The 21,530-nt window shown below is 70.7% G+C and carries 18 protein-coding genes; 13 read left to right on the top strand and 5 right to left on the bottom strand.

The genetic code is table 11. From position 1 onward, the window contains the following. Window positions 1-92 precede the first annotated feature (92 nt). On the bottom strand, window positions 93-593 hold the full coding sequence (locus GZ998_RS04465) for an inorganic diphosphatase (protein ID WP_161924898.1): 501 nt from the start codon (window positions 591-593) through the stop codon (window positions 93-95). 266 nt (window positions 594-859) lie between these two features. Here GZ998_RS04465 and dacB point away from each other — a divergent pair, with 266 nt between their 5' ends. The 3 genes from dacB (at window position 860) to hpt (ending at window position 4,313) form a co-directional block, all read left to right on the top strand. Continuing rightward, the gene (gene dacB, locus GZ998_RS04460) at window positions 860-2,254 is read left to right on the top strand and encodes a D-alanyl-D-alanine carboxypeptidase/D-alanyl-D-alanine-endopeptidase (protein WP_219109158.1); all 1,395 of its coding nucleotides are present in this window, start codon (window positions 860-862) and stop codon (window positions 2,252-2,254) included. Between the two features lie 4 nt (window positions 2,255-2,258). Beyond that, window positions 2,259-3,503, top strand: a complete 1,245-nt coding sequence (locus GZ998_RS04455) for a zinc-dependent metalloprotease (RefSeq protein ID WP_308807159.1) — start codon at window positions 2,259-2,261, stop codon at window positions 3,501-3,503. Between the two features lie 255 nt (window positions 3,504-3,758). Then, the gene (hpt, locus tag GZ998_RS04450) at window positions 3,759-4,313 is read left to right on the top strand and encodes a hypoxanthine phosphoribosyltransferase (RefSeq protein ID WP_161924897.1); all 555 of its coding nucleotides are present in this window, start codon (window positions 3,759-3,761) and stop codon (window positions 4,311-4,313) included. Between the two features lie 72 nt (window positions 4,314-4,385). Here the strand turns inward: hpt and cas6 are convergent, their stop codons facing one another. The 3 genes from cas6 to GZ998_RS04435 all read right to left on the bottom strand — a co-directional run bounded on the left by cas6 (window position 4,386) and on the right by GZ998_RS04435 (window position 8,151). After that, the gene (gene cas6, locus GZ998_RS04445) at window positions 4,386-4,946 is read right to left on the bottom strand and encodes a CRISPR system precrRNA processing endoribonuclease RAMP protein Cas6 (protein WP_219109153.1); all 561 of its coding nucleotides are present in this window, start codon (window positions 4,944-4,946) and stop codon (window positions 4,386-4,388) included. Between the two features lie 1,053 nt (window positions 4,947-5,999). Continuing rightward, window positions 6,000-6,329, bottom strand: a complete 330-nt coding sequence (locus GZ998_RS04440; protein ID WP_161924881.1) for a hypothetical protein — start codon at window positions 6,327-6,329, stop codon at window positions 6,000-6,002. A gap of 616 nt (window positions 6,330-6,945) precedes the next feature. Continuing rightward, complete coding sequence (locus GZ998_RS04435; RefSeq protein ID WP_219109152.1) at window positions 6,946-8,151, bottom strand: C40 family peptidase; 1,206 nt, start codon at window positions 8,149-8,151, stop codon at window positions 6,946-6,948. 394 nt (window positions 8,152-8,545) lie between these two features. Here GZ998_RS04435 and ftsH point away from each other — a divergent pair, with 394 nt between their 5' ends. The 10 genes from ftsH to panD all read left to right on the top strand — a co-directional run bounded on the left by ftsH (window position 8,546) and on the right by panD (window position 20,143). Then, the gene (ftsH, locus tag GZ998_RS04430) at window positions 8,546-10,807 is read left to right on the top strand and encodes an ATP-dependent zinc metalloprotease FtsH (RefSeq protein WP_219109151.1); all 2,262 of its coding nucleotides are present in this window, start codon (window positions 8,546-8,548) and stop codon (window positions 10,805-10,807) included. After that, window positions 10,804-11,382: a GTP cyclohydrolase I FolE gene (folE, locus tag GZ998_RS04425; RefSeq protein WP_219109150.1), complete on the top strand. Its 579-nt coding sequence runs from the start codon at window positions 10,804-10,806 to the stop codon at window positions 11,380-11,382. The genes ftsH and folE overlap by 4 nt, the downstream gene beginning before the upstream one ends. A gap of 68 nt (window positions 11,383-11,450) precedes the next feature. Next, the gene (gene folP / locus GZ998_RS04420) at window positions 11,451-12,332 is read left to right on the top strand and encodes a dihydropteroate synthase (RefSeq protein ID WP_374939155.1); all 882 of its coding nucleotides are present in this window, start codon (window positions 11,451-11,453) and stop codon (window positions 12,330-12,332) included. Then, the gene (gene folK, locus GZ998_RS04415) at window positions 12,329-14,077 is read left to right on the top strand and encodes a 2-amino-4-hydroxy-6-hydroxymethyldihydropteridine diphosphokinase (RefSeq protein ID WP_219109149.1); all 1,749 of its coding nucleotides are present in this window, start codon (window positions 12,329-12,331) and stop codon (window positions 14,075-14,077) included. Before folP ends, folK begins: the two co-directional genes overlap by 4 nt. After that, window positions 14,077-14,562: a DUF3180 family protein gene (locus tag GZ998_RS04410; RefSeq protein ID WP_219109155.1), complete on the top strand. Its 486-nt coding sequence runs from the start codon at window positions 14,077-14,079 to the stop codon at window positions 14,560-14,562. Before folK ends, GZ998_RS04410 begins: the two co-directional genes overlap by 1 nt. An 85-nt stretch (window positions 14,563-14,647) precedes the next feature. Next, window positions 14,648-15,631: a Rossmann-like and DUF2520 domain-containing protein gene (locus GZ998_RS04405; RefSeq protein WP_219109148.1), complete on the top strand. Its 984-nt coding sequence runs from the start codon at window positions 14,648-14,650 to the stop codon at window positions 15,629-15,631. Between the two features lie 57 nt (window positions 15,632-15,688). Continuing rightward, window positions 15,689-16,690 (top strand): pantoate--beta-alanine ligase, encoded by a 1,002-nt coding sequence (gene panC / locus GZ998_RS04400; protein ID WP_219109147.1) that lies wholly within the window; start codon window positions 15,689-15,691, stop codon window positions 16,688-16,690. Between the two features lie 316 nt (window positions 16,691-17,006). Further along, window positions 17,007-17,531: a PH domain-containing protein gene (locus GZ998_RS04395; RefSeq protein ID WP_161924875.1), complete on the top strand. Its 525-nt coding sequence runs from the start codon at window positions 17,007-17,009 to the stop codon at window positions 17,529-17,531. Continuing rightward, window positions 17,528-19,531 carry a PH domain-containing protein gene (locus GZ998_RS04390; RefSeq protein WP_219109146.1) on the top strand — a complete coding sequence of 668 codons (2,004 nt, stop codon included), beginning with the start codon at window positions 17,528-17,530 and terminating at the stop codon, window positions 19,529-19,531. The genes GZ998_RS04395 and GZ998_RS04390 overlap by 4 nt, the downstream gene beginning before the upstream one ends. 156 nt (window positions 19,532-19,687) lie before the next feature. Next, a complete protein-coding gene (panD, locus tag GZ998_RS04385; RefSeq protein ID WP_161924873.1) occupies window positions 19,688-20,143 on the top strand; it encodes an aspartate 1-decarboxylase in 456 nt (151 codons plus the stop codon). 282 nt (window positions 20,144-20,425) lie between these two features. On the opposite strand, the gene GZ998_RS13010 is transcribed toward panD, so the two are convergent. Next, complete coding sequence (locus GZ998_RS13010) at window positions 20,426-21,364, bottom strand: hypothetical protein (RefSeq protein ID WP_257505077.1); 939 nt, start codon at window positions 21,362-21,364, stop codon at window positions 20,426-20,428. Window positions 21,365-21,530: the final 166 nt, after the last annotated feature.

Raw genomic sequence — 21,530 nt, 5'->3', positions numbered from 1 at the left:
TGCCGCGGGCCGTGCGGCGGCGCAGCTGAGCGCCGACCCGGCTGGGCAGGCCGAGCGGGCGCGGCCCCGGTGCCGCGCCCGCTCGCGTTCGCTCAGTGCCCCTCGCGGGCGATGCGGGCGGCCTCGCGCTCGTAGGACAGGCGGATCTCCGCCTCCGCCTCCTCGCGGCCGACCCAGTGGGCGCCCTCCACGCTCTTGCCGGGCTCGAGGTCCTTGTACACCTCGAAGAAGTGCTGGATCTCCAGGCGGTGGAACTCGGAGACATCCTCGATGTCGGTGCGCCAGGAGGCCCGCTGGTCGCTTGCGGGCACGCACAGGACCTTGTCATCCCCGCCCTTCTCGTCGCGCATGCGGAACATGCCCAGGGCGCGGCAGCGGATGAGGCAGCCGGGGAAGGTGGGCTCCTCCAGCAGCACCAGCGCGTCAAGCGGGTCCCCGTCCTCGCCCAGGGTGTTGTCGATGAACCCGTAGTCGTCCGGGTAGCGGGTGGAGGTGAACAGCATCCGGTCCAGCTTGATGCGCCCGGTGGTGTGGTCGAGCTCGTACTTGTTGCGGTTACCCTTGGGGATCTCAATCGTCACGTCGAATTCCACGGCTGTCTCCGTATCTTGCGTTGCCTGCTTGTCTGGGTGCCCCGAGCGCTCGGGCCGCCGGCCGGCCCGCGACACGACGGGGACGGCGTCGCGCCGGAAGGGCCGGTCCGATAGCACTAGTGTGGACTACGACGGCGCATCCGGAGGGCAAAGCCATGCGGCCGGCCCCGGAGCGGGCCCGCTTTGCGTCCGCGGCGCGCCGCACAGGCACCGCCTACAACACCGCCCACAGCAACCCATACGCCCGCCAGATCATCGGAGGAGTCGTGCACAAGGCCCAAATCGCAGCCCTGACGGCCGCCACGCTCGTCGTCGTCGGCGCCTACTACGGCCTGGCCGACGCCCTCGACCTGGTGCCCGGCGTGCTGACCGCCTCGCCCGCCGACTACGCGGTCCAGCCCTTCCCCACCGCCTCCGCCGCCGCCAGGGAGCCCGACGCCGCCCCCGGCCTGGCCGCGGACGCGCCCGTTCCCGACGCCGGCGAGCTGGCCGCCCTGGCCAATGCGCTGGCCGGGGACGAGCGCGTCGGGAAGGCCACCACGGGGGTGTCAATCGTGGACGTGGCCAGCGGCCGGGAGCTGGTGGACCACGGTGCCGGCGCACCTTTGACGCCGGCGTCCTCCAACAAGGTCCCGGTGGCCTGGGCCGCCCTGTCCCTGATGGGCGCCGACCACACCCTGCGAACCACCGCAGTCCTGGACGGCAGCACCGTCACCCTCGTGGGTGGCGGGGACGTCCTGCTGGCCGAGGACGCCGGCGATCCCGACGCCGCCGTCGGCCGGGCCGGCCTGGGCGACCTGGCCCGCCAGGCCGCCGCGCAGCTCAAGGAGCAGGGCGTCACCAGCGTGAGCGTGGCCCTGGATGACACGCTGTTCACCGGGCCCACCTGGAATGACGCCTGGGCCTCGGGCAACGAGTCCTGGGTGGCGCCGATCCAGCCGCTGATGCTGGACGTGACCGCATACCCCTCCGGAGGGTACCCGGCCGACCCGGCCCTGGATGCCGCCGGGGTCTTCGCCGATCACCTGCGGGGCGCCGGCATCGAGGTTACGGGGGCAGTCAGCCGGTCGGCGGCGGGTGCGGAGGCCACCGAGCTGGCGGCCGTGGAGTCCGCGCCGCTGGCGGACATCCTGTCCGTCTCCCTGAAGGCCTCCGACAACACCATGACCGAGGTGGAGGGCAGACTGGTCGCCTTTGCCGCCGGTGAGGAGGCCAGTTTCGCCGGCGCCACCCGGGCCGTGCTGGGGCAGCTGCAGGCAGATGGCTTTGACACCTCCGGAGTGACCATGCTCGACTCCTGCGGGCTGGCTCTGGGCAATCAGGTGCCCGCACGGCTACTGGCCCAGATCATCGCCCGGGCGGCGGCCGACGACGCCGGCACCGCCGGGCGCAGCCTCATCGCCGCCCTGCCGGTAGGCGGCCTGGACGGGACGCTGGATGACCGGTACGTGGGTACTGCCGGCGCGGGCGCCGTACGCGCCAAGACCGGCTCCCTGGACACGGTCGCGTCCCTGACCGGCACGGTGGTCACCGCCGACGGGCGCCTGCTGGCCTTCAGCGTGATCGTGGACGGCTTTGAGGAGGGCGGGCTGTACTCGGCCCGGCTGGCCATTGACGACGCCTTGCTCACCCCGCTGGCGGCCTGCGGGTGCGGGGGCTGAACGGGTGAGCGTGACGCGCGGCGGGCCGGTTCTCGGGACTGCTCTGCGCGGGGCCGGGCGAGGGCGTGCCGGCTCCGGGGGCGCTCGCAGTGGCGCGCGCGGGAGTGGGGCCGGGGCCCCTCGCAGTGCCGCGGACGGCGTCGACTGGGAGGGCGCGCTGCGGCTGGCCCGGGTGGCTACTCCCGCGGGGCCGCACGCGCCCGGGGCGACTCGCCGCAGTGCCGTCGCGCTGCTGCGCCGCAGCGCGCAGGACGCTCTGCCGTGGGCCGCGCAGATCACCGGGCTGACCCGGGCGGCCCGGCAGGCCGCGGATACCACCACGGTGCTGGTGGTGGACCGCGTCGGGCTGCAGCGGGCCAACACTGAGGCCCTGCGCGCCCTTATGGGGCAGGTTCCGGATTCGGCCACGCAGCTCGGGCCGCTCGACCCGGCCGCGCGCGCCGCCGGCCGCGCCGCGGTGACTGCTGCAGTGGCGGGACTGCTCGGCCTGGTGTCCACCCGCGTGCTGGGGCAGGTGCTGCCTGGGGCGTGGGGAGCCGGGGCGGGCGCGGGCGCGGGAACGCGGGCGGAGGCCGCACTGCGCGCGGGGTCGAATGCGCCGCGCATGCTGCTGGTGGCACCGAATGTGCTCCGCCTTCAGCGGGAGCGGGACCTGGACCGGCTGGACCTGCCCGCCTGGGTTGCGCTGCACGAGTCCACCCACGTCCTCCAGCTGGCGGCCGCCCCCTGGCTGGTGGAGTACTTGGCCGCACAGGTGACAGATGTAGCCACCGCGCTCATGGGGCCTGCGGCCTCAGGCGAGCCGGCCGACGTGGCCCGCCTGGCCCGGGCCGTGCGTGAGGCGGCGCGCACGGGCACGGTGGAGGGTGAGCCTTCTCCGCTGCTTACCGATCGGCTGGGTGCGCAGGAGCGTGCCCGGCTGTCCGCTGTCGCCGCCACCATGGCGCTGCTGGAGGGGCATGCCGAGGCAGTGCTCGACGCCGTGGAGCCCAGCCGTATGCCCTCGGTGCACCGGCTGCGCGCGGTGCTGGGGCACTCCCGCGGGAGTGGGGCGGGCACGGCGCTGGAGCGGCTGCTGGGCGTGGAGGCCAAGCAGGCGCAGTATGTGGACGGCGCGGCCTTCGTGCGCGGCGTCGTCGGCCGGGTGGGGCATGCGGGGCTGAACGTGGTGTGGCGGGAGCCGGCGAATCTGCCGCGGCCGGAGGAGATCGGCCGCCCCGAGGCCTGGATCGAGCGCATGGGGCTTTAGCGTCGCCGTGCTGGGGCTGTGACGGCCGTGACGGCCGGCGTGGCCGGGCGGTCTACGGGGATGCCGACGGGGTGGGATGCCCGTGGGCGAGTGCCGGGCGGGGTGCGCGGCCGGATCCGGGCCATCCGGCCCGGCGTCGGCGGGGGAGGTGTGAAAAGATGCGGGTGAGGCCGAGGCTTGCGCGTCAGCCCGACGCCGCCCCAGCCCCCGCAAGTTGCTTGCCGGAGAATCACCGGACCACGAGGAGGCGCACATATGGATGCCGCGGACATGGGGCAGGACCTGCAGCAGGTGCTTATCACCGAGGAGGAGATCAACCAGCGGCTGGATGAGATGGCCGCCCAGATCGACGCCGACTATGCCGGCCGCGACCTGCTGCTGGTGGGCGTGCTGAAGGGAGCCGTGTATGTGATGGCGGACCTGTCGCGGCGGTTGCACCGGTCGGCGCCGATGGACTGGATGGCGGTGTCCTCCTACGGTTCGGGCACCAAGTCCAGCGGGGTGGTGCGCATCCTGAAGGACCTGGACGCGGACTTGACCGGCCGGCACGTGCTGGTGGTGGAGGACATCATCGACTCCGGGCTTACCCTGTCCTGGCTGCTGGGGAACCTGTCCAGCCGTGGCGCCGCCAGCGTGGAGATCGCCACCCTGCTGCGCAAGCCGGAGGCCGCGAAGGTGGAGGTGGACGTCAAGTACGTCGGCTTCGACATCCCCACCGAGTTCGTGGTCGGCTACGGGCTGGACTATGCGGAGAAGTACCGCAACCTGCCCTTCATCGGCACCCTGCGCCCGGAGGTCTACGGCGGCTGAGGCCGACCGGGGCGTGCGGGCGCCGGGCGCGTTGGGTCAGTAGGCGCGCGGCGGTAGTGCTGGCCCAGCGGGTCAGGGCTCGGCGACGACGTCGAGCGTGCCCATGCCGTAGGCGGCGTGTGAGCCGACGTTGGTGAAGCGGGCCAGCGACATCAGCCGGGAGAAGACGCGGGTGGTGGTGGCGCCGGCGACGCCGCTGATGCGCAGCGAGCCCTCCGTGGCGCGGATGGAACGGGCGGTCAGGCGTCCGCGGCGGTCGGCGCGCGGCATGCCGAGGCTCACGCGCACCGACTCAGTGTGGTCCTGCATGGTGAGCACGCCGAGCTCGTCGGGATGGAGCTGCGGCGGCTGAGTCTCGGGGGACCAGGCGTGCCAGCGGGCGTGCAGGCTCGTGGCGAGTTGCGCGGGGGTGACTCCGGGGATGTGGCGGCCGTGGGAGGTGAACACGGTGGGGCTCAGCAGCGTGATGTTCCAGGTGGTGGCGTCGTCCTCGATGGAGGGGAGCCGAGCCGCCCGCTCGGGGGAGATGCCCTCGGGGAGCTCGAGCACCCGGCCCCAGGCGGCGTGTAGGCGGCGCGGGGTCAGGGAGAACGCGTCGGGGGCGTCGAACCGGAGGAAGACGGTGCTGGGCATAGGCGTCTGCCTCTCCTCGGATCGGTGCGTACATGACGGCTCTGCGTGCTGCGACGGTACGGTCAGGTTGCCGTAGTCAGGTTGCCGTACCGGGAACATCTTGGCACCGATTGCGTAGGGGCGGGGCGGTGTTGCAAGGCGTGGTGCCTGAACAGAAGGTGCAATTGCGTGGGGTGGATATTGGATGGCGGATGGTATTCGTGGCCCGGAGTTTGAGGAGGCTGCAGGTGGCGGGAGGTGCGCTGGGGCGGGTTCGGTGGCGTCGGTGCGGCGGGGAGGCCTGGAGGTGGCGAGAGGGCCGGTTGCGGGTGTGGCGTGTGATGCAGTTGGGGTGTGTGGGGTTGGTGTGGCGCACTCCTGCGGGTCACAATTCAGTCTACGGTACAAAGTGTGGTACGTTTTGACCTCGACTTTTCCGCATGACTTCGTTGAAAGTTGGTGGCTGGAGGGGCCTTGGGGGGTGTCGGTGGCGCTTGGCTTGTTCTCAACGAAAGGTGGTAGTTTTGGCTTGGTGCTAGTCGGTCTCGTGGGGTGCTTGCGGGGTCGGTGGCGATCTCGAGCCTGGAAGTGGCGAAACGGCGCGGTTTCCAGGGGTAGGGGTCAGGAAGCACCTCGCACCTCAAGGTGCATTAAGACTCAAGCGCGCCAGCGTCGTGGCACAGGACGTACTCACGTCAGGTGGCACACCGCGCTTTCAGGTGCGTGCAGGCTACTCGGGGAGGGGTGCTGCGCGGCGGCCGTCGTGGGGTGGTGTCAAAATTGATGACAAACGCCTTCCGCGTGCGCCAGTCACGATTCGGAGGCCGCATGATTCCAACGATTTGTCCGCAGCTGCGGACGTCGTCGACAGCGTTTGTCATCGATTTTGACACCCTCGGCCGGTGCCCGGCGGATTCCGCGGCCGCAGCGAGCCGCGCGCATAGATGCCCCGCACCGCATGAATAACCCCGTATGTTCCCGTTCGGGCGGAACCCATGGCGGGGTGTTGCTGGATTACGGGGAAGGCCACTCGGCCGCGTTCGCAGGCTCGCCCTCGGGGCGGGTGCGCTAAGGCTAGGCGGTTGCAGGGTCCGCGTCGCGGCGACTGCGGATCATCGCGATGTATTCCAGCGCCTTGGCGGATAAATGACGGTAGGTGTGCCACTCGTCGTCGGCGAAGGCGTGTGCATCGTGCTCGACCTCGGCCATGGCTTCGTCGCTCAGGTCGATACCTCGCTGGGCGCATGCAGCAAGAATATTGACGGCTCCGATGAAAGGTTCGCCGCCGCGGAACTCCCCGAGATCGCCGGTCTCCAATGTGCGGTCAAGCTTGGGGAGTGCCTCTTCGAGGAACGGCCAGTACTCGGGCGCCGCGAGCCCGGACTGCGCAGTGATTTTCATCAAAACGCCACTATATCAGTGGCTCGCCGTGTTTCTGCATGCGCCTTGGTATTCACGAGGCACGGCTGCGGCTCACCGGATACGGTGAAGGCACGCCGGGCAAGGCGGTGGTTTAGCGGGCGCCGTGGTGGTTGGTAGTTAGTCAGGTGCGGTGGGGAATCGGGCGTTGACCCGATGGCTCGTGCCTCCGGGTCGGCGATTCGATACGTGTTGCGCGGGGTAGGCGCACAGGGCATCGTCGTCCCAGCGAATCGTTGGCGATGGCCCTGTTGGCCGCCGCGGGGACCGGGCTGGTCGTGCGCGCTGGTGCGCCCCGCGCGACGGTTCGGCACCGCGCGCAACGGTGGGGAGTCGTCCCCGAGCTCGGGAATCGCCCCCGTGAACCACACCCGTAAGGTGCGCGGATCATCTGCGTGCGTGGGGTCGAGACCGCGCGGACCGTGACCCACGCGTGTAAGGCGCGCAAGCACGTGAGTGGCGGCAAAGCCCTGGAGCCTCGCCGCCACCCACGGTGAATATGCGGTTGTCTGCGCGGCTTCCCGCGTGTGCTATGCGGCCGGCCATTGGGTCAGCCGCACAGCCGAGCCGCACAACCCAGCCCGGCAGGCGTGCCGACCTCTCAGCGGTTCATCCAGGTGCGGTGATCCTCGATCGGGCGGGAGTAGTGCCGGTTGGGCGGCACCGGAGTAACCCCCCGGACGGCGCCCGAGTTCGTGTTGCCGGTGGTTCCGCCCTGCGTGGAGTCCTGGCCTCCGGCGGCAGTGGGTGCGGGGACGGCTGCGGTAGGCGTGGTGCTCCCGCCGGTCGACTCGGTCGTCTGGCCTTGGGCGGTAGCAGATCCGCTCGGGGCGTCGACGCCGGCGTCGGTCCCGCCGGTCGTACCCTGCCCGGTCCCGCCGGTCGTGCCCTGCCCGGTGCTGGTTTCCGTGGCCTGCCCGGTGTTGGCGGCTTCGGTGGTGAAGCTCGGGCGGGCCACAAAGGACAGGTCCTGCTTGAGCACCGGGTTCAAGGTGGTGATGTTGACGCCGTCGCCGGTGCCCGTGGAGTGGATCAGCATGCCGTCGCCCATGTAGATGGCGGCGTGGTAGACATTGCCGAAGTAGGTGGCCTCGGTGCCGGAGCGCACCTGGTCGATGCGGCCCTCCGGGTCCTGCTCGGAGAAGAACAGGATGTCGCCGCGCTCAAAGGTGTCGCCGGCGTCGCCCGTCTCCAGCCACAGGTCCCCGTGGGCGTAGAACCAGCTGGCCAGGTTATTGGCGCGCCAGATCTTGGAGGTGCTGGGGTCCACCCCGAAGTCGACGGCGTAGCCCACCTGCGTGTTCTCATCGGCCACGTACGTGGTGTGGTCGTAGTCCCAGCCCAGCAGCACCATGCTGACGAAGGTCGAGCAGGTCACGCCGTAGGGGGCGGTGGTGCTTGAGTGGACAACCGTCCCGGTCAGCGGAGTGGGGCGGCTGGAGTCCCAAATGAGCTGGCTGCCGGCGTCGTAGAAGCTCTGGGCCCGGGACAACAGGTCCTCGACGGCGGCCGAGTCGGTCGCGCGCGTGGGCGCGGTGGGCAGCCCCTGCGGCACCGCGTAGCTGTCATCCGCCAGGGGGACGGCGATGTTGCCCTCAATGCCGTCGGGGAGGGTATCGGAGATGGAGTAGCTCATGCCCGCGCCGTCGTCGGCGAACTCGTCACCCGCGGTGTAGACGGTCCCAGACAGCCCGGAGGCGGACATCAGGTCAGAGGTGGTATCGAACTGGACGGCGGCTTGGGCCGGGGCCACTGGCAGGGCGGCGGCGATAGAAAGGGCGGCAGCGGCGGCCGCGGACGCTCCCACCGCGGTAGGGGCACATCGGCGCAATGATTTGATCGGCGACAATATTCAGGGTCTCCTGCGTCTTGGCAACGGGTTTCACTGCGGTGCGGGCCGTTCCCCGGAATCAGGGACCGGGCCGACGCAGTCATCGGGGACGTGCCCTTCCGGACTCAGGTCCCAGACCGACCGAGCACGTAACCGACACGTTAGACGACTCGAGGGGGGCTTTGCCAACCCTTTACCGCCGCCAGTGTCCTCGACTTGGTCACATTGCGGACTCACAGGCGGCGTGGAACCCGCGCCGCGCACCGGTCCCTGCCCACGCCCGGCGCGAACACGGGTGGAAGCGGGCGGAACGCGTCGGTGGTTTCCGCTAGCGTCGGAGCGCATAGACGTGCGAAGGGACCAAAAGCCGATGAACGATTCCGGTCAGATCCGGGTGACGGAGCGCTCCGCGAAGCAGGGCGGCCGCGGGGACAAGGGCGGCTCCAAGCAGGGCGGCTCCAAGCAGAATGGCGGGCGGCGTCGGGCGGCGCTGGGCAACCCGCTGCTCTGGATCGCCCCCTTTGTGCTGCTGGTGGTGCTGGGGTGGGCCCTGCTGAGCTCCATCAGCGGTTACCGCGCCATCGACACCTCGGAGGGCCTCGCCCTTCTGCAGGATCAGCCCGAGACCATCGAGTCCATTACCGTCATCGACGGCACCCAGCGCGTGGAGCTGGACCTGACCCAGGACTACACCAAGCAGCCCCGGCAGGAGGGGGAGAGCGCCCGGGACCTCGGCCGCCGCGTCCAGTTCACCTACACCGAGGCCCAGGCCGGGCAGGTGAACCGGCTGGTCCAGGCTGCGGACCCCTCCGGCGGCTACAACTCGGTGGTGCCCACCACCACCTGGTGGTCATCCCTGCTGCAGCTGGTGCTGCCCATGGTGGTGTTCATCGGCTTCATGTGGTGGCTCATCGGCCGCATGAGCGGGGACCGCAGCGGCGCCCTGGGCTTCGGCCGCTCCAAGGCGAAGGTCGGCAGCAAGGAGATGCCGGATGTCACCTTTGACGACGTCGCCGGGGAGGACGAGGCCGTCGAGGAGCTGGAGGAGATCCGCGAGTTCCTCTCCGAGCCCCAGAAGTTCCAGGCCGTGGGCGCCAAGATCCCCAAGGGCGTGCTGCTGTACGGCCCGCCCGGAACCGGCAAGACCCTGCTGGCCCGCGCCGTCGCCGGCGAGGCCGGGGTGCCCTTCTTCTCCATGTCCGGCTCGGAGTTCGTGGAGATGTTCGTGGGCGTGGGTGCCTCCCGCGTGCGGGACCTGTTCGAGCAGGCCAAGGCCAATGCACCCGCGATTATCTTCGTGGACGAGATCGACGCCGTCGGCCGCCACCGCGGCTCCGGCATGGGCGGTGGGCACGACGAGCGCGAGCAGACCCTGAACCAGCTGCTGGTGGAGATGGATGGATTCGACGCCACCACCAACGTCATCCTGATCGCCGCCACCAACCGGCCCGACGTCCTCGACCCGGCCCTGCTGCGCCCGGGCCGCTTCGACCGGCAGGTCTCCGTGGAGGCCCCGGACATGGCCGGCCGCGCCGCCATCCTGCGCGTACACGCCAAGGGCAAGCCCATGACCCGCGACGTCGACCTGGACCAGGTGGCCAAGCGCACCCCCGGCTTCACCGGCGCCGACCTGGCCAACGTCCTCAACGAGGCGGCGCTGCTCACGGCCCGCTCCAACGCCCAGCTCATTGACAACCGGGCCCTGGACGAGGCCATCGACCGCGTCATCGCCGGCCCGCAGAAGCGCACCCGCGTCATGAATGACCACGAGAAGGCCGTCACCGCCTACCACGAGGCCGGCCACGCCCTGTGCGCGGCGGCCAGCGCCTACTCCGACCCGGTCACCAAGGTCACCATCCTGCCGCGCGGCAAGGCCCTGGGCTACACCATGGTCATGCCCGCGGACGACAAGTACTCCACCACCCGCAACGAGCTGCTCGACCAGCTGGTTTACGCCATGGGCGGGCGCGCCGCGGAGGAGATCGTCTTCCGCGACCCCACCACCGGCGCCTCCAACGACATTGAGAAGGCTACCGCCACCGCCCGCAAGATGGTCACCGACTACGGCATGACCCGCTCCGTGGGCGCCGTGCGCCTGGGCACCACCGAGAATGAGACGGTCCTGGGCCTGAACGCCACCAGCCGCGACTTCTCCGAGGACGTTGCCGCCACGGTCGACGCCGAGGTGCGTGCCCTCATGGACGCCGCCCACCGGGAGGCCTGGGAGATCCTGGTGCGCAACCGGCACGTGCTGGAGGACCTGGCCACGCAGCTGCTGGAGAAGGAGACACTGCTGGAGAAGGACCTGGAGCAGATCTTCGCCCCGGTCATCAAGCAGCCGCGCCGCCCCCTGTGGCAGTCCGACGACGCCCTGGTCCTGGGTGAGGACGTGACCGGCACCTTCGCCGCCGCCGCGCAGGCCCCCGACCGTCACGCGGCCAAGGCCGCCGCCCAGCTCACGCAGGCGCAGGGACCCGACGCCGCCGAGTCCGCCGAAGCCGCCCCGGCCGCGACCGGAGCGCAGCCCGCACCGGGGCCCGACGCCGTCGGCCCCGACTCGGTGGACGCGCCGCAGGACGCGGGAGGCGCCTCTCCGGACGCCGATCGCCAAGAGGAGTGGCGGCAGTGGTGAGCGCCGCCTACGACGCCGACGGCGTGCGGCGCGCCATCCGGGACCTGCTGACCGCCGTCGGGGAGGACCCGGACCGTGACGGGCTGCGTGAGACCCCGGACCGCATCGCCCGCGCCCTGGAGGAGATGTTCTCCGGGCTCGGGCAGGATCCGGCCCGCCACCTGGAGACGGTGTTCGACGCCGACCACCAGGAGATGGTGCTGGTACGGGACATTCCCCTGTACTCGGTGTGCGAGCACCACCTGCTGCCCTTCCACGGGGTTGCGCACGTCGGCTACATCCCGGGCGAGGACGGCCGCGTCACGGGCCTGAGCAAGCTCGCCCGCCTGGTGGAGGGCTACGCGCGCCGTCCGCAGGTGCAGGAGCGGCTCACCTCCCAGATCGCTGACGCCATGGTGGAGCGGCTGGGCGTGCGCGGCGTGATCGTGGTGATCGAGGCCGAGCACCTGTGCATGTCCATGCGCGGCGTACACAAGCCCGGCGCCAACACCATCACCAGCGCGGTGCGCGGTGCGATGCGGAACGCCGCCACCCGTGCCGAGGCCATGAGCCTGGTGCTGGGCCGCCGTGCCTGAGCGGCCGTATTCGATCTCGTTGCCCCCGAAATCCGGGGGAACTGGGCGGTGTCCTATAGCCTGGGGGCGTGAACGCGATACCCATTACGGCCCCGGCGCCGCTGCCGCAGGCGCTTGCGGCGGCCTCCGCGGCCGGGCGCACCCTGGTGATGGGCGTCGTGAATGTCACCCCAGACTCCTTTTCCGATGGCGGCCGCTGGGACACCACCGAGCTCGCCGTCGCGCACGGGCACCAGCTGCTCGCTCAGGGCGCGGACATCCTCGACGTCGGCGGCCAGTCCACCCGCCCGGGCGCCGACCCGGTGACGGGGCGGGAGGAAAGCCGCCGGGTGCTGCCGGTTATCGAGGCGCTGGCCAAGGCGGGCGCGGTTGTCTCGGTCGATACCCTGCGCGCCGAGACGGCCGCCGCCGCAGTCGCCGCCGGCGCGCAGATCATCAACGATGTCTCCGGCGGGCTCGCCGACCCGGAAATGCACCGCGCCGTGGCCGCGGCGGGGGTCGTCTACATCTGTCAGCACTGGCGCGGTGACCCCGCAACCATGGACGCGCTGACCGATTACGGGGCCGCGGGCGTGGTAGCCGGGGTGGAGGCGGAGCTGCGCGAGCGTCTTTCCGAGCTTGACTCCGCCGGCGTGCGCCCGGAGCAGATCGTGGTGGATCCGGGCCTCGGCTTCGCCAAGACGCACGCGCAGTCGTGGCAGCTGCTAGCCGCTACCGAGCGGCTCAGAAGCAGCCTGGGCCGCCCTGTCCTGATCGGCGCGTCGCGCAAGCGCTTCCTCGCCGCCGCCACCGTTCCCGAGGCCGCCGCCGACCCGCTCGCCCGGGACGCAGCCACCACCGCCACCAGTGCCCTGGCCGCCGCCGCCGGCGCCTGGGCTGTCCGGGTCCATGAGGTCCCGGCCAATCGAGACGCCGTCCGCACCGCTTCCCTCTGGAAGGAACACCGATGAGCACCACTCAAGCCAACCCCGACAGGATCACGCTGAGAGGCCTGTCCGCCCGCGGCTACCACGGCCTGCTCCCCTTTGAGCGCACCGAGGGACAGCTGTTCACCGCTGACGTCGCGGTGTTCCTAGGGGAGCGCGGCACGGCGATAGCGGCCGTCACCGACTCAGTGACCGATGCGGTCAACTACGCGGACGTGGCCAAGGCGGTTGTCGGCATCATTGAGGGTGAGCCGGTCGGGCTGATCGAGACACTGGCCGAACGCATCAGCGACGCCGTACTCGCCTTCCCCCGCGTGACCGCGGTGGAAGTGACGGTCCACAAGCCCCAGGCGCCGCTGGATGTCGCCTTCGACGACGTGTCGGTCAGCATTTTCCGTGACGCTGACTCAGCTGCAGACGCCGCCGCGGACGCGCTCGCGGTAGCGCCGCCCATTGGCGCGCCGGAGTCGGCAGCAGCTCCGGCTGCGGCGCCCGAGCCGGAGGCGGCCCCGGTTGCGGCGCCCGAACCGGAGTGGTCGGCATCCGCTCCGCTGGGCGCGGCGCCGACGCCGGAGCCCGCCGTTGAGGCCCAGGTCGAGGTCCAGGCAGCGGAACCGCCTGCGGAGCCGGTGGGTGAGACCGAGGCGCCCGAGCCACTAGCGGCTCCGCCGTCGCCGCCGGAGGCACAGCCCGACTCCGACGCCGCCCTGCCCCTTCCGCCTCAGCCCAGTGCGCCGGAGCCGGTCTTCGCCGCGCCGGTGGACGCGGCCCCGCCGGCTGGCGCACCACAGGCACCCGCCGCGCCCCAGCCTTACGTCGCGCCGGCGCCCCAGCCGCCGGTCGACCCGCTCACCGTGCGTCCGCAGGCCCCCGCAGCTGTGGTGATCGCGCTGGGCGGTAACGTCGGCGGTGTGGTGCCCGCCCTGCGCACCGCGGTGAACACGCTGCGGCAAACCGATGGGATCACCGTCACCGCCGTCGCCCCGCTGGCACGCACGGCCGCCGTAGTGGCGGACGGACAGGACCAGCCCGACTACCTCAACACGGTGGTGCTGGCTACCACGACCCTCTCCCCGCGTGAGCTCCTGGGCGTGTGCCAGGGACTTGAGGCTGCGGCCGGACGCGTACGCACACGGCCGCAGGGCCCGCGCACGCTGGACGCGGACATCATCACCTACGAGTCCGTCAGGTCTGCGGACCCCGAGCTCACCCTGCCGCATCCCCGCGCCGCCCAGCGGGCCTTCGTGCTGGCCCCGTGGGCACAGGCCGACCCCTTCGCCGAGATCGGTGACCAGTCAGTGGCCGCCTTGGCGGAGGCAGCCCCGGACCGTGATGGCGTGCGCTGGCTGGCTCTCGACTGGCTGGACTCCGATCACCTGCCCGCCCTGCCGACTGGGCAGTACGTCGCCCCGCCGGAGCCCGCGGAGGGCGCCGAGCAGGACGAGCCCCACAACGAGGCCCCACAAGCGGCGCCTGCGGAACCCGGGGATCCAGCCGCTCCGGTTGCTCCTGCCGCGCCTGCCGCGCCTGCCGCTCCTGCAGCACCCGGGGAGCCAGCTGCTCCTGCTGCGCCTGCGGGTCCTGCCGCACCTGCTGCACCGCAGCCCGTCACGCCCGGGGAGCCCGCCGCTCCCGCTGCACCAGCAGCCCCCGCCGCACCGAGCTTCCTGGGCGGCGCGATAGGCGGCAATGGTGACGACGATGAGCGCGCCTGGGCCGCTCCGCCCAATTGGAACGACGTCATCGGCCGCAACGGCCAGGGCATATGATGCGCCGCACGCGCTGGACGACGGTCCTCGCGTGCTTCATCGGTCCCGGTGTGCTCGCCTGGGCGGCATCGGATCTCATGCTGCGCCACCTCGGCTGGGTCGTCTCCTTGACGCCCTGGGGGGCGGCGGTCGCCATCGCCATCGCAGCGATCGTGCTGATCGCGGGCTTGGCGGTGCGGCGCCTGCGCGAGCACGAGCCCACCTGGATGACCCCAACGGGGGCCGCCACCACGGCGGCCGCCGCGCAGGCATCCGCGCGGGTCGGCGCCGTCATCGGTGGCGTATACGCCGGAGGCCTCGCCGTCGCACTACTCCACCTGGACTCGTCGGCAATGACGTCCCTGGCGCGTTCGGCCGGCGCCTGCCTGGCGGCCTGCGTGGTGTGGACCGGCATCGGCCTGCTGGTCGAGCACTGGTGCGCGATCGGTGAGGATGATGACGACGACCTGCACTCCGGGTCCTCCCCGCATGGCAGCACAGCTTGAGCAGTCGCCGGGAGGGGCAGACCGGCGAACAGGACCCGCACGACGGCACTCGGGGCACACTCGCGTGCCGTGAGAGCATCGCCTCATGCCCACGACTCCCGGCCTGCCCCCCGACGCCGCCCCCGGCCCCGAATCATCAGCGACCCCTCTGTCCCACCCGCCCCGCCCGGGTCGGCCCGGCCGGCTCGGAGTCGGCATCATCAGCGCCGGCCGGGTCGGCGCGGTGCTCGGCTCCGCCCTGCGCGCGGTGGACCACCAGATCATCGGCGTGCACGCCGTCTCCGAGGCCTCGCGTGAGCGCGCCGAGCTGCTTCTTCCCGGCGTCCCCCTGCTGGACGTAGCGAACATTGTCGAACGTGCTGAGCTGGTACTCCTGGCCGTCCCCGACGACGCCCTGGCAGACCTCGTCCAGGGCCTGGCCGACCTGAAGCGCTGGCAGCCCGGACAACTAGTGGTACACACCTCCGGCGCATACGGCGTAGGCGTGCTCGAGCCGGCTCGCCGCTGCGGCGCCATCCCACTCGCCATCCACCCGGCCATGACCTTCGGCGGCTTCTCCACCGACGTTGCACGCCTGGTCGGCTGCCCCATGGCCGTCACCGCCCCCGCCGCCGTACTGCCGATCGGGCAGGCGCTCGCAGTAGAACTGGGCGGGGAGCCATTCGTCCTGCCGGAGGACTCCCGGCCCGCCTACCACGCCGCCCTCGCGCACGGCGCCAACCACCTGGTGACGCTGGTGAACCAGGCGGTGCGCATCCTCTCGGCCGCCGACGTGGAAGATGGCGCCGCCACCCTCGCCCCGCTGCTGTCCACCGCCCTGGATCGCGCCCTGAGAGAGGGCGAGGCAGGCCTGACGGGGCCGGTCGCGCGTGGCGACGCCGGCACGGTCCGCACCCACCTGGCGGCTCTGACCGAACTGCGCGACGCGGATGGCCGCCCACTGGACGACGTCGTCGCCACCTACCGGGAGCTCGCCCGAGCGACCGTGACGCGCCGCGAAGCCACCGGCGCACTGGGCGATCAGCAGCTGCGCGCCCTGCGTGAGGCCCTGGACGAGCCCACCGACTAGCGCTGTGCCCCAGGATCAGGCGGCGCAAGCAGGAACCGGATCATCTAGCGTTGGGTCATGACCGTCTCGACCACCCCGGACACGTCCTCCCACGCCGCCAACACCGTTCTCGCCCGGACCCGGGAGGAGCTCGCCGCAACCCTGGCCGAGGACGGCGCCCCGCGCGCCGTCGTCATGACCATGGGTGCCCTACACGAGGGCCACTTCGACCTCGTGCGCGAGGCGGCCCGCCGCGTAGGGGCAGGCGGCACCGTCGTCGTCACGATCTTCGTCAACCCGCTCCAGTTCGCGCCCGGTGAGGACCTGGACGCCTACCCCCGCACCCTGGAGGCCGACCTGGACGGCCTGGCCGCCGTCCTGACGGGGGCTGACGGGGCACTCACGGTGGGGCGCCTGGTGGTATTCGCCCCCACCCCCGAGGTCATGTACCCCGACGGCGAGCCGCAGGTGCGCATCGACCCCGGGCCGCTGGCAACCGTCCTGGAGGGCCGCACCCGCCCCACCCACTTCGCCGGGGTGTGCCAGGTGGTGCTGTCCCTGATGCACTTGACCGCGCCGCGCTGGGCCATGTTCGGCCGCAAGGACGCCCAGCAGCTCGCCGTCGTGAAGGCCATGGTGCGCGACCTGGCGGTCCCCGTTGAGATCGTCCCCGTCGACATCCGCCGCGAAGCCGACGGCCTGGCCATGAGCTCTCGCAACGCCTACCTGTCCGACGCCGAGCGTGGCCGGGCCCTGGCCCTGTCCCGGGCGCTGGAGGCGGGGCGCGCGGCCGCCCGGGCCGGTGCGAGCCCGGTCGCCATCCGTGCCGCCGCCCAGGAGGTGCTCGAGGCCGAGGCCGGCGTGGAGATCGACTACGTCGCCGTCGTCGACCCCGACTCCTTCACTGACCTGGCCGGGGCGGGACTAGGCCTGGACCCCCAGAACCTGCGGGAAGCGGGCCGGGCGGGCACCGGGCAGTCGGAGAACACGCCCGGCCAGCACGCCCACGGCCTGCTGGCGCTCGCCGCACGCGTCGGCGCCACCCGCCTGATCGACAACACGCTCGTCGAGCTGGGGTGAGTCCGCCGGCCCGCTACGGGCCAGGGCGGGCGCCGGGTGCCGTCGGGCCCGGGCGGGCGGCACCACCCGGGGACCCGGACTGCACGAGGCATTCGGAGTCGCCGGTAGTAGGCCTGAACGGCGCCACCCAGGAGTCCGGCGGCATGAGGCATTCGGAGTCGCCGGTAGCAGGCCTGAACGGCGCCACCCAGGGACCGGGCGGCACCCTGGCAGGAGCCGCGGCGGAAGTGGGTCCTACCGTGGGAGGATGCGGGTGCTCGCGCATGGTTGCGATGCTCGGTCTCGGTCCGACACGACACATCGCGTCAGGAGCAGCATGTACCCTTCCTCCCCTTCCTCCCCAGACTCCGCGCCGACAGCAGCCGATCCCTTCACGCCTGCAGGTATCCGCTTCCGCCCGGTCTCCGCACGCCTGAGCACCGCCCGCCTGGTGCTGAACCTGATTCTCAACGCGGTACTCCTGATCGGCTTCCTGGTTGCCGGAGTCTGGGTAAGCCCCTGGTTCCACATCGGGGCCGTGCTTGCGGTTGTACTTACGGTGTGGGAGGCGTGGCTGATTCCCCGACAGGTGCGGGCCATGGGGTACGCCATGGCTGACGAGCACCTCCTGTGGCGCAAGGGCATCATGTTCCGCCACATCAGCGTGATCCCTTATGGGCGTATGCAGTTCGTGGATACCTCCCAGGGGCCGCTGGCCCGCCACCTCGGTATTGCGGAGGTCAAACTGCACACGGCGTCGGCCTCCACCGACGCGACCATCAACGGGTTGCCCGTCGCCGAGGCGGAGAGCCTGCGGCGCGTGCTGTCCGAACGCGGCGAGCAGAGGATGGCGGGACTGTGAACGTGTTTCCAGCTGCCTCCGGCGACGCCGGCCTGCCGCAGAACGACTCCGGCCTGCCGCAGAACGACTCCGGCCTGCCGCGGAACGAATCCGCTCAGTCACATAGCGACGCTGCTCCGCTCGGCGGTGGCGGACGGCGTCGGGGAGGAGCCCGGCCCCGCAGCACCTCCCTGCCCGATGCCCGGCGCCAGAACGCCCAGGAACGGGGCATCTCTCTGCCGCCGGACGCGCAGTGGTCCCGGGTGCACCCCATCACCCCGCTGCTGGAGGGGTGGAAGGGCATCACCGCCGTGCTGGCCGTGCTGGTCTGGCAGAACGCCGAGTACATGCTCGAGGCCTACTCGTCGCTGCAAACGATGTGGGGGCGCACGGCGTCCCGCGTCATTGTGGGCGCGGGGCTCGGCATGCTCGGGTTGCTAGTGCTTGTCGGCGTGGCCCTGTGGCTCGCGTGGCGGATGCGGTCCTTCGCCGTCGACCATGACGCCGTCTACCTGCGCACGGGCGTCCTCAATCGGAAACTGCGCACCGCGCGGCTGCCGCGCATCCAGTCCGTCGACATCATCCACCCGCTGCTCGGCCGTATCTTCGGGCTGGGGCGGCTGAAGGTGGAAGTGGCCGGCGGTGGCGATTCGCACGTACTGATCGGATTCCTGCGGACGCGCGAGTTGGAGGAGCTGCGTGATCGGATCCTGTCGCTGGCGGCCGGAGCCCAGCTGCACGGCGAGGGTGAGGCAAAAGAGCCGAGTGCGAGCACGGGCCCGGGTCTGGAGCGGCTTGGCGAAGTCGGCGAACCGCATGGGGCGGGGCCGCGCAGTCTCCTCGTCGACCCCGATGGGGCGGCAGGACCGGGATCGTCGGGCCGCGGGATGCATGCCCCGGGGGAGCTGGGACGTGCACCCGGGGAAGCGTCCAGCGCTGGCGGGGACCAACTCGCGGGAGCCGCTGCGGACCGGTCGGCACCCCGCGGATTCGAGGACGCCATGGCGGCGCAGCCGATCCCGAAGGAGCGGCTGTCCGCCGCCGAGCACTACCTGTATGAGGTGGACTCCCGCATCCTGATCGGCTCCATGCTCCGCTCCGGAGTGACCCTGGCGACCGCCGCGGTGCTGGTCGGATTCCTGGTGCTGGTAGCCGTGTGGCTGAGAATCGAGGCTTTTCAGGACACCAGGGCGCTGGCGGTGTTCTTCAGCGTGCTGCCCATGCTGACCATACCGCTCGGTCTGGGGGCTTACGCATGGAGCCGCTTCGACAAGGGGTGGCGCTTCCGCGCCGCGGCCACGCCTGCGGGGATTCGAACGCGCTTCGGGCTGACTGCGGAGACCTCCTCCACACTCCCTCCTGGCCGGGTGCATGGCGTGCAGATCGAACAGGGGCCGCTGTGGCGTGGGCCCGACTGGTGGCGAGTGGAGGTAAGCGTTGCCGGGCGCAGCGCCGCCGAGGTCAAGTCCTCCGGGGTAGAGGACACCGGGGCAAATGTGCTGCTGCCCGTGGGGCGGCGCGAGACCGCCCTGCGGGCACTGTGGCTGGTGGTGCCCGACTTGGGCGTCGCCGATCCGGATGCATTTCTGGAGGTGGCTCTTACCGGGAGCGATCATGACGGGGTGGGCGATGTGGACTTGGATGCCGGCGCCGCAGGACGCGGCTTCATTCGCATCAGCCCGCGCGGGCGTCCGTTTTCCCCGCTGGCCTGGCGGCGGGAGGCCATAGCCCTTACCGACACCTGCGTGGTGCTCAGGCTGGGCCGTTGGTGGCGCCGCATCAGCGTGATCCCCTACGAGCGCATCCAGTCGCTGCGGTTGGTGCAGGGGCCGCTGGCGCGGCGGCGCGGCCTGGCCGCGCTGCATCTGGACATGGTGGATGCGGAGATCTCCCGCACGCTGAGCAACCTGGACCTGGCGGACGCGGCCGCCGTTGAGCGTGTCATCTCCGAGCGGGCACTGCGGCGCCGCCGGCGCGAGCGCCTGGACCGCTGGCTCGCTCGCGCCACCGAGGTCGGTTGATATGACCGTCGAGGTCGGTAGTAGTTACGTGCCGAGGTCGGTTGAAGTGGCGTGGCGGCCCGCTCCTTACTGTCCAGGGACCGTTGTCCTCCTCACGCTGTCTTCTCTGTCACGACACTGCGTTGGGCCAGTCTGGTGCGTCTACGCTTGTGAGCGATGAGTAGTCGCACTAGGACGATGATGACGTCCAAGATTCACCGCGCCACAGTGACGCAGGCCGACCTGGACTACGTCGGCTCGATCACCGTGGACGCGGATTTGCTGGACGCGGCGGACCTGCTGCCCGGCGAGCGGGTGGACATCTGCGACTGCACCAACGGCAGCCGCCTTTCCACGTACGTCATCCCCGGCGAGCGCGGCGCGGGGGAGATCTGCATCAACGGTGCCGCCGCTCACCTGGTCAGTCCCGGCGACATCGTGATTCTCATCGGCTACTCCCAGCTGAGTGATGACGAGGCCCGCAACTATCTGCCGCACGTGGTGTTCGTTGATGAGAACAACCAGATTGTCGAGCGCGGCACCGAGCCCGGACAGATTCCCGCGGACTCCGACGTAGCCCGCCTCCAGGGCTTGCGGTCCTCTGGTCTGCCCCTGGCTGCGGTGCGTGACTGAACTGCGCATTGCTAACTGTTGGGCAAGTCGAGCCGATGCCGTGTCCTCGTTTCCCGACGGCACTAGCGGACCATACGGAGCCGGATCTCCTGTTGAGCGCCACCGCTGACGGTTCGCGCACGTTGGGAGTAGGGGCGGCGCACGCTTAGGGATGAAGACTCCGGCGTGCGATATACCCAAATATGGCTAGATTCCAGGGAAAAGTGATGGTTGCCCGAAAATCGGGGCGGTTGGTTGATGTAGCTCCAGCGTGCGCCGACATCCTCGGCGCACGCTGGAGGCTTAGCGCGCCCCCGCAGCCCGACAAAGATTCCGCATTATTCCGGGGTTTTGGGGAAGGGCAACGCGAACTGAGCGTGCGGCACCCAGGATCGCCTGCGCGACTATGCGGCGAATGCGCTCCTCTCCGGCCGCAACATCCTGTCCGGTCAACCGCATGGGCACGTAGCCGGCGGCGAGCGCAGCCTGGTCGCGATGGCGATCAAGCGCGAACTGCTCGTTCGACGAGTGGAACTCCCAGCCGTCCGTCTCTACGATCAGCCATCCCTCAACCAGCATGTCAACCTCCCCTATCCCCTCGACGATCACCCCGGTGTCCACCGACAGGTTGATGTCACGTAGTGCGAGCCTGGTACGAGTCTCCAGAGGGGACCGCGTAGCAGGTTCTGCGCGTTCCAACCGTTGTTTGGCCTTGGCGCTGTAACGCCCGGTCAGAAGCTCCGCGACTTCCGCTTTCGTGGTGTCGCCGCGGTGGAGTGCAGCATCCGCAACGCATATGGCGTCGAGCTCATCAAGGCATTTCAGGCAGCAGGCTACGACCTCGGCCGGAACCACCAGGGGGAAGCCGTCCACAGTCATCGGTGTGAGTTGTGTTTTCCGATGTACGACTACGTCGCTCAAGTCACGGTGCGGGCTTGATCTGACTCCGCGATTACTGGGCACCGCCAGGTGCAGCGATTTGGGCTTGCCCCACATGGGGTAGCCGAGTACCTCGGCGGCGCTCGCGCAGGTCAGGTGCGCTCGAAACTGCCTGCACTTGACGATGCGTGGATCTGTTCCTGGGATTGCGAGGAATCTCGGTGCGGGGCGGTAGAGCAGCTCGGCCGCGAGGGCGGCCTCGACGGCGCGCTTGTCCTGCGCACCGCGGACGACCTCATCGTCGTACGCCGCGCCGTTCAGGGTCGCGACGCGTTCCAGCAGGAGCTCGAGCTTGATGTCCATGAACGAATGATGACCTCGTGCCCGCCGAGTCGTGTAGCCCCAAGCGCCTGCCTGTGGATAACTCTCCAACAGCGGCGGAGAGCAGTCGTAACCTGTGGATGAAAGTATGTGCGAGTTCGCCGGGCCTCGGCCCAGATGTGGGACGGGACAACAGCTTGGGCGAGTG

The organism is Actinomyces sp. 594 (assembly GCF_019325145.1).
In the GTDB taxonomy this organism is placed as follows: domain Bacteria; phylum Actinomycetota; class Actinomycetes; order Actinomycetales; family Actinomycetaceae; genus Actinomyces.
Note: the sequence above shows the minus strand (reverse complement) of the source record. Positions and strands in the feature narration are given on the sequence as shown.

Excerpts from the sequence above, each read along its gene's own strand:
- hpt (WP_161924897.1), top strand. The coding sequence starts at position 3,759 with ATGGATGCCGCGGACATGGGGCAGGACCTGCAGCAGGTGCTTATCACC.
- cas6 (WP_219109153.1), bottom strand. The coding sequence starts at position 4,946 with ATGCCCAGCACCGTCTTCCTCCGGTTCGACGCCCCCGACGCGTTCTCC.
- ftsH (WP_219109151.1), top strand. The coding sequence starts at position 8,546 with ATGAACGATTCCGGTCAGATCCGGGTGACGGAGCGCTCCGCGAAGCAG.
- folK (WP_219109149.1), top strand. The coding sequence starts at position 12,329 with ATGAGCACCACTCAAGCCAACCCCGACAGGATCACGCTGAGAGGCCTG.
- GZ998_RS04410 (WP_219109155.1), top strand. The coding sequence starts at position 14,077 with ATGCGCCGCACGCGCTGGACGACGGTCCTCGCGTGCTTCATCGGTCCC.
- GZ998_RS04405 (WP_219109148.1), top strand. The coding sequence starts at position 14,648 with ATGCCCACGACTCCCGGCCTGCCCCCCGACGCCGCCCCCGGCCCCGAA.
- panC (WP_219109147.1), top strand. The coding sequence starts at position 15,689 with ATGACCGTCTCGACCACCCCGGACACGTCCTCCCACGCCGCCAACACC.
- GZ998_RS04395 (WP_161924875.1), top strand. The coding sequence starts at position 17,007 with ATGTACCCTTCCTCCCCTTCCTCCCCAGACTCCGCGCCGACAGCAGCC.
- panD (WP_161924873.1), top strand. The coding sequence starts at position 19,688 with ATGAGTAGTCGCACTAGGACGATGATGACGTCCAAGATTCACCGCGCC.
- GZ998_RS13010 (WP_257505077.1), bottom strand. The coding sequence starts at position 21,364 with ATGGACATCAAGCTCGAGCTCCTGCTGGAACGCGTCGCGACCCTGAAC.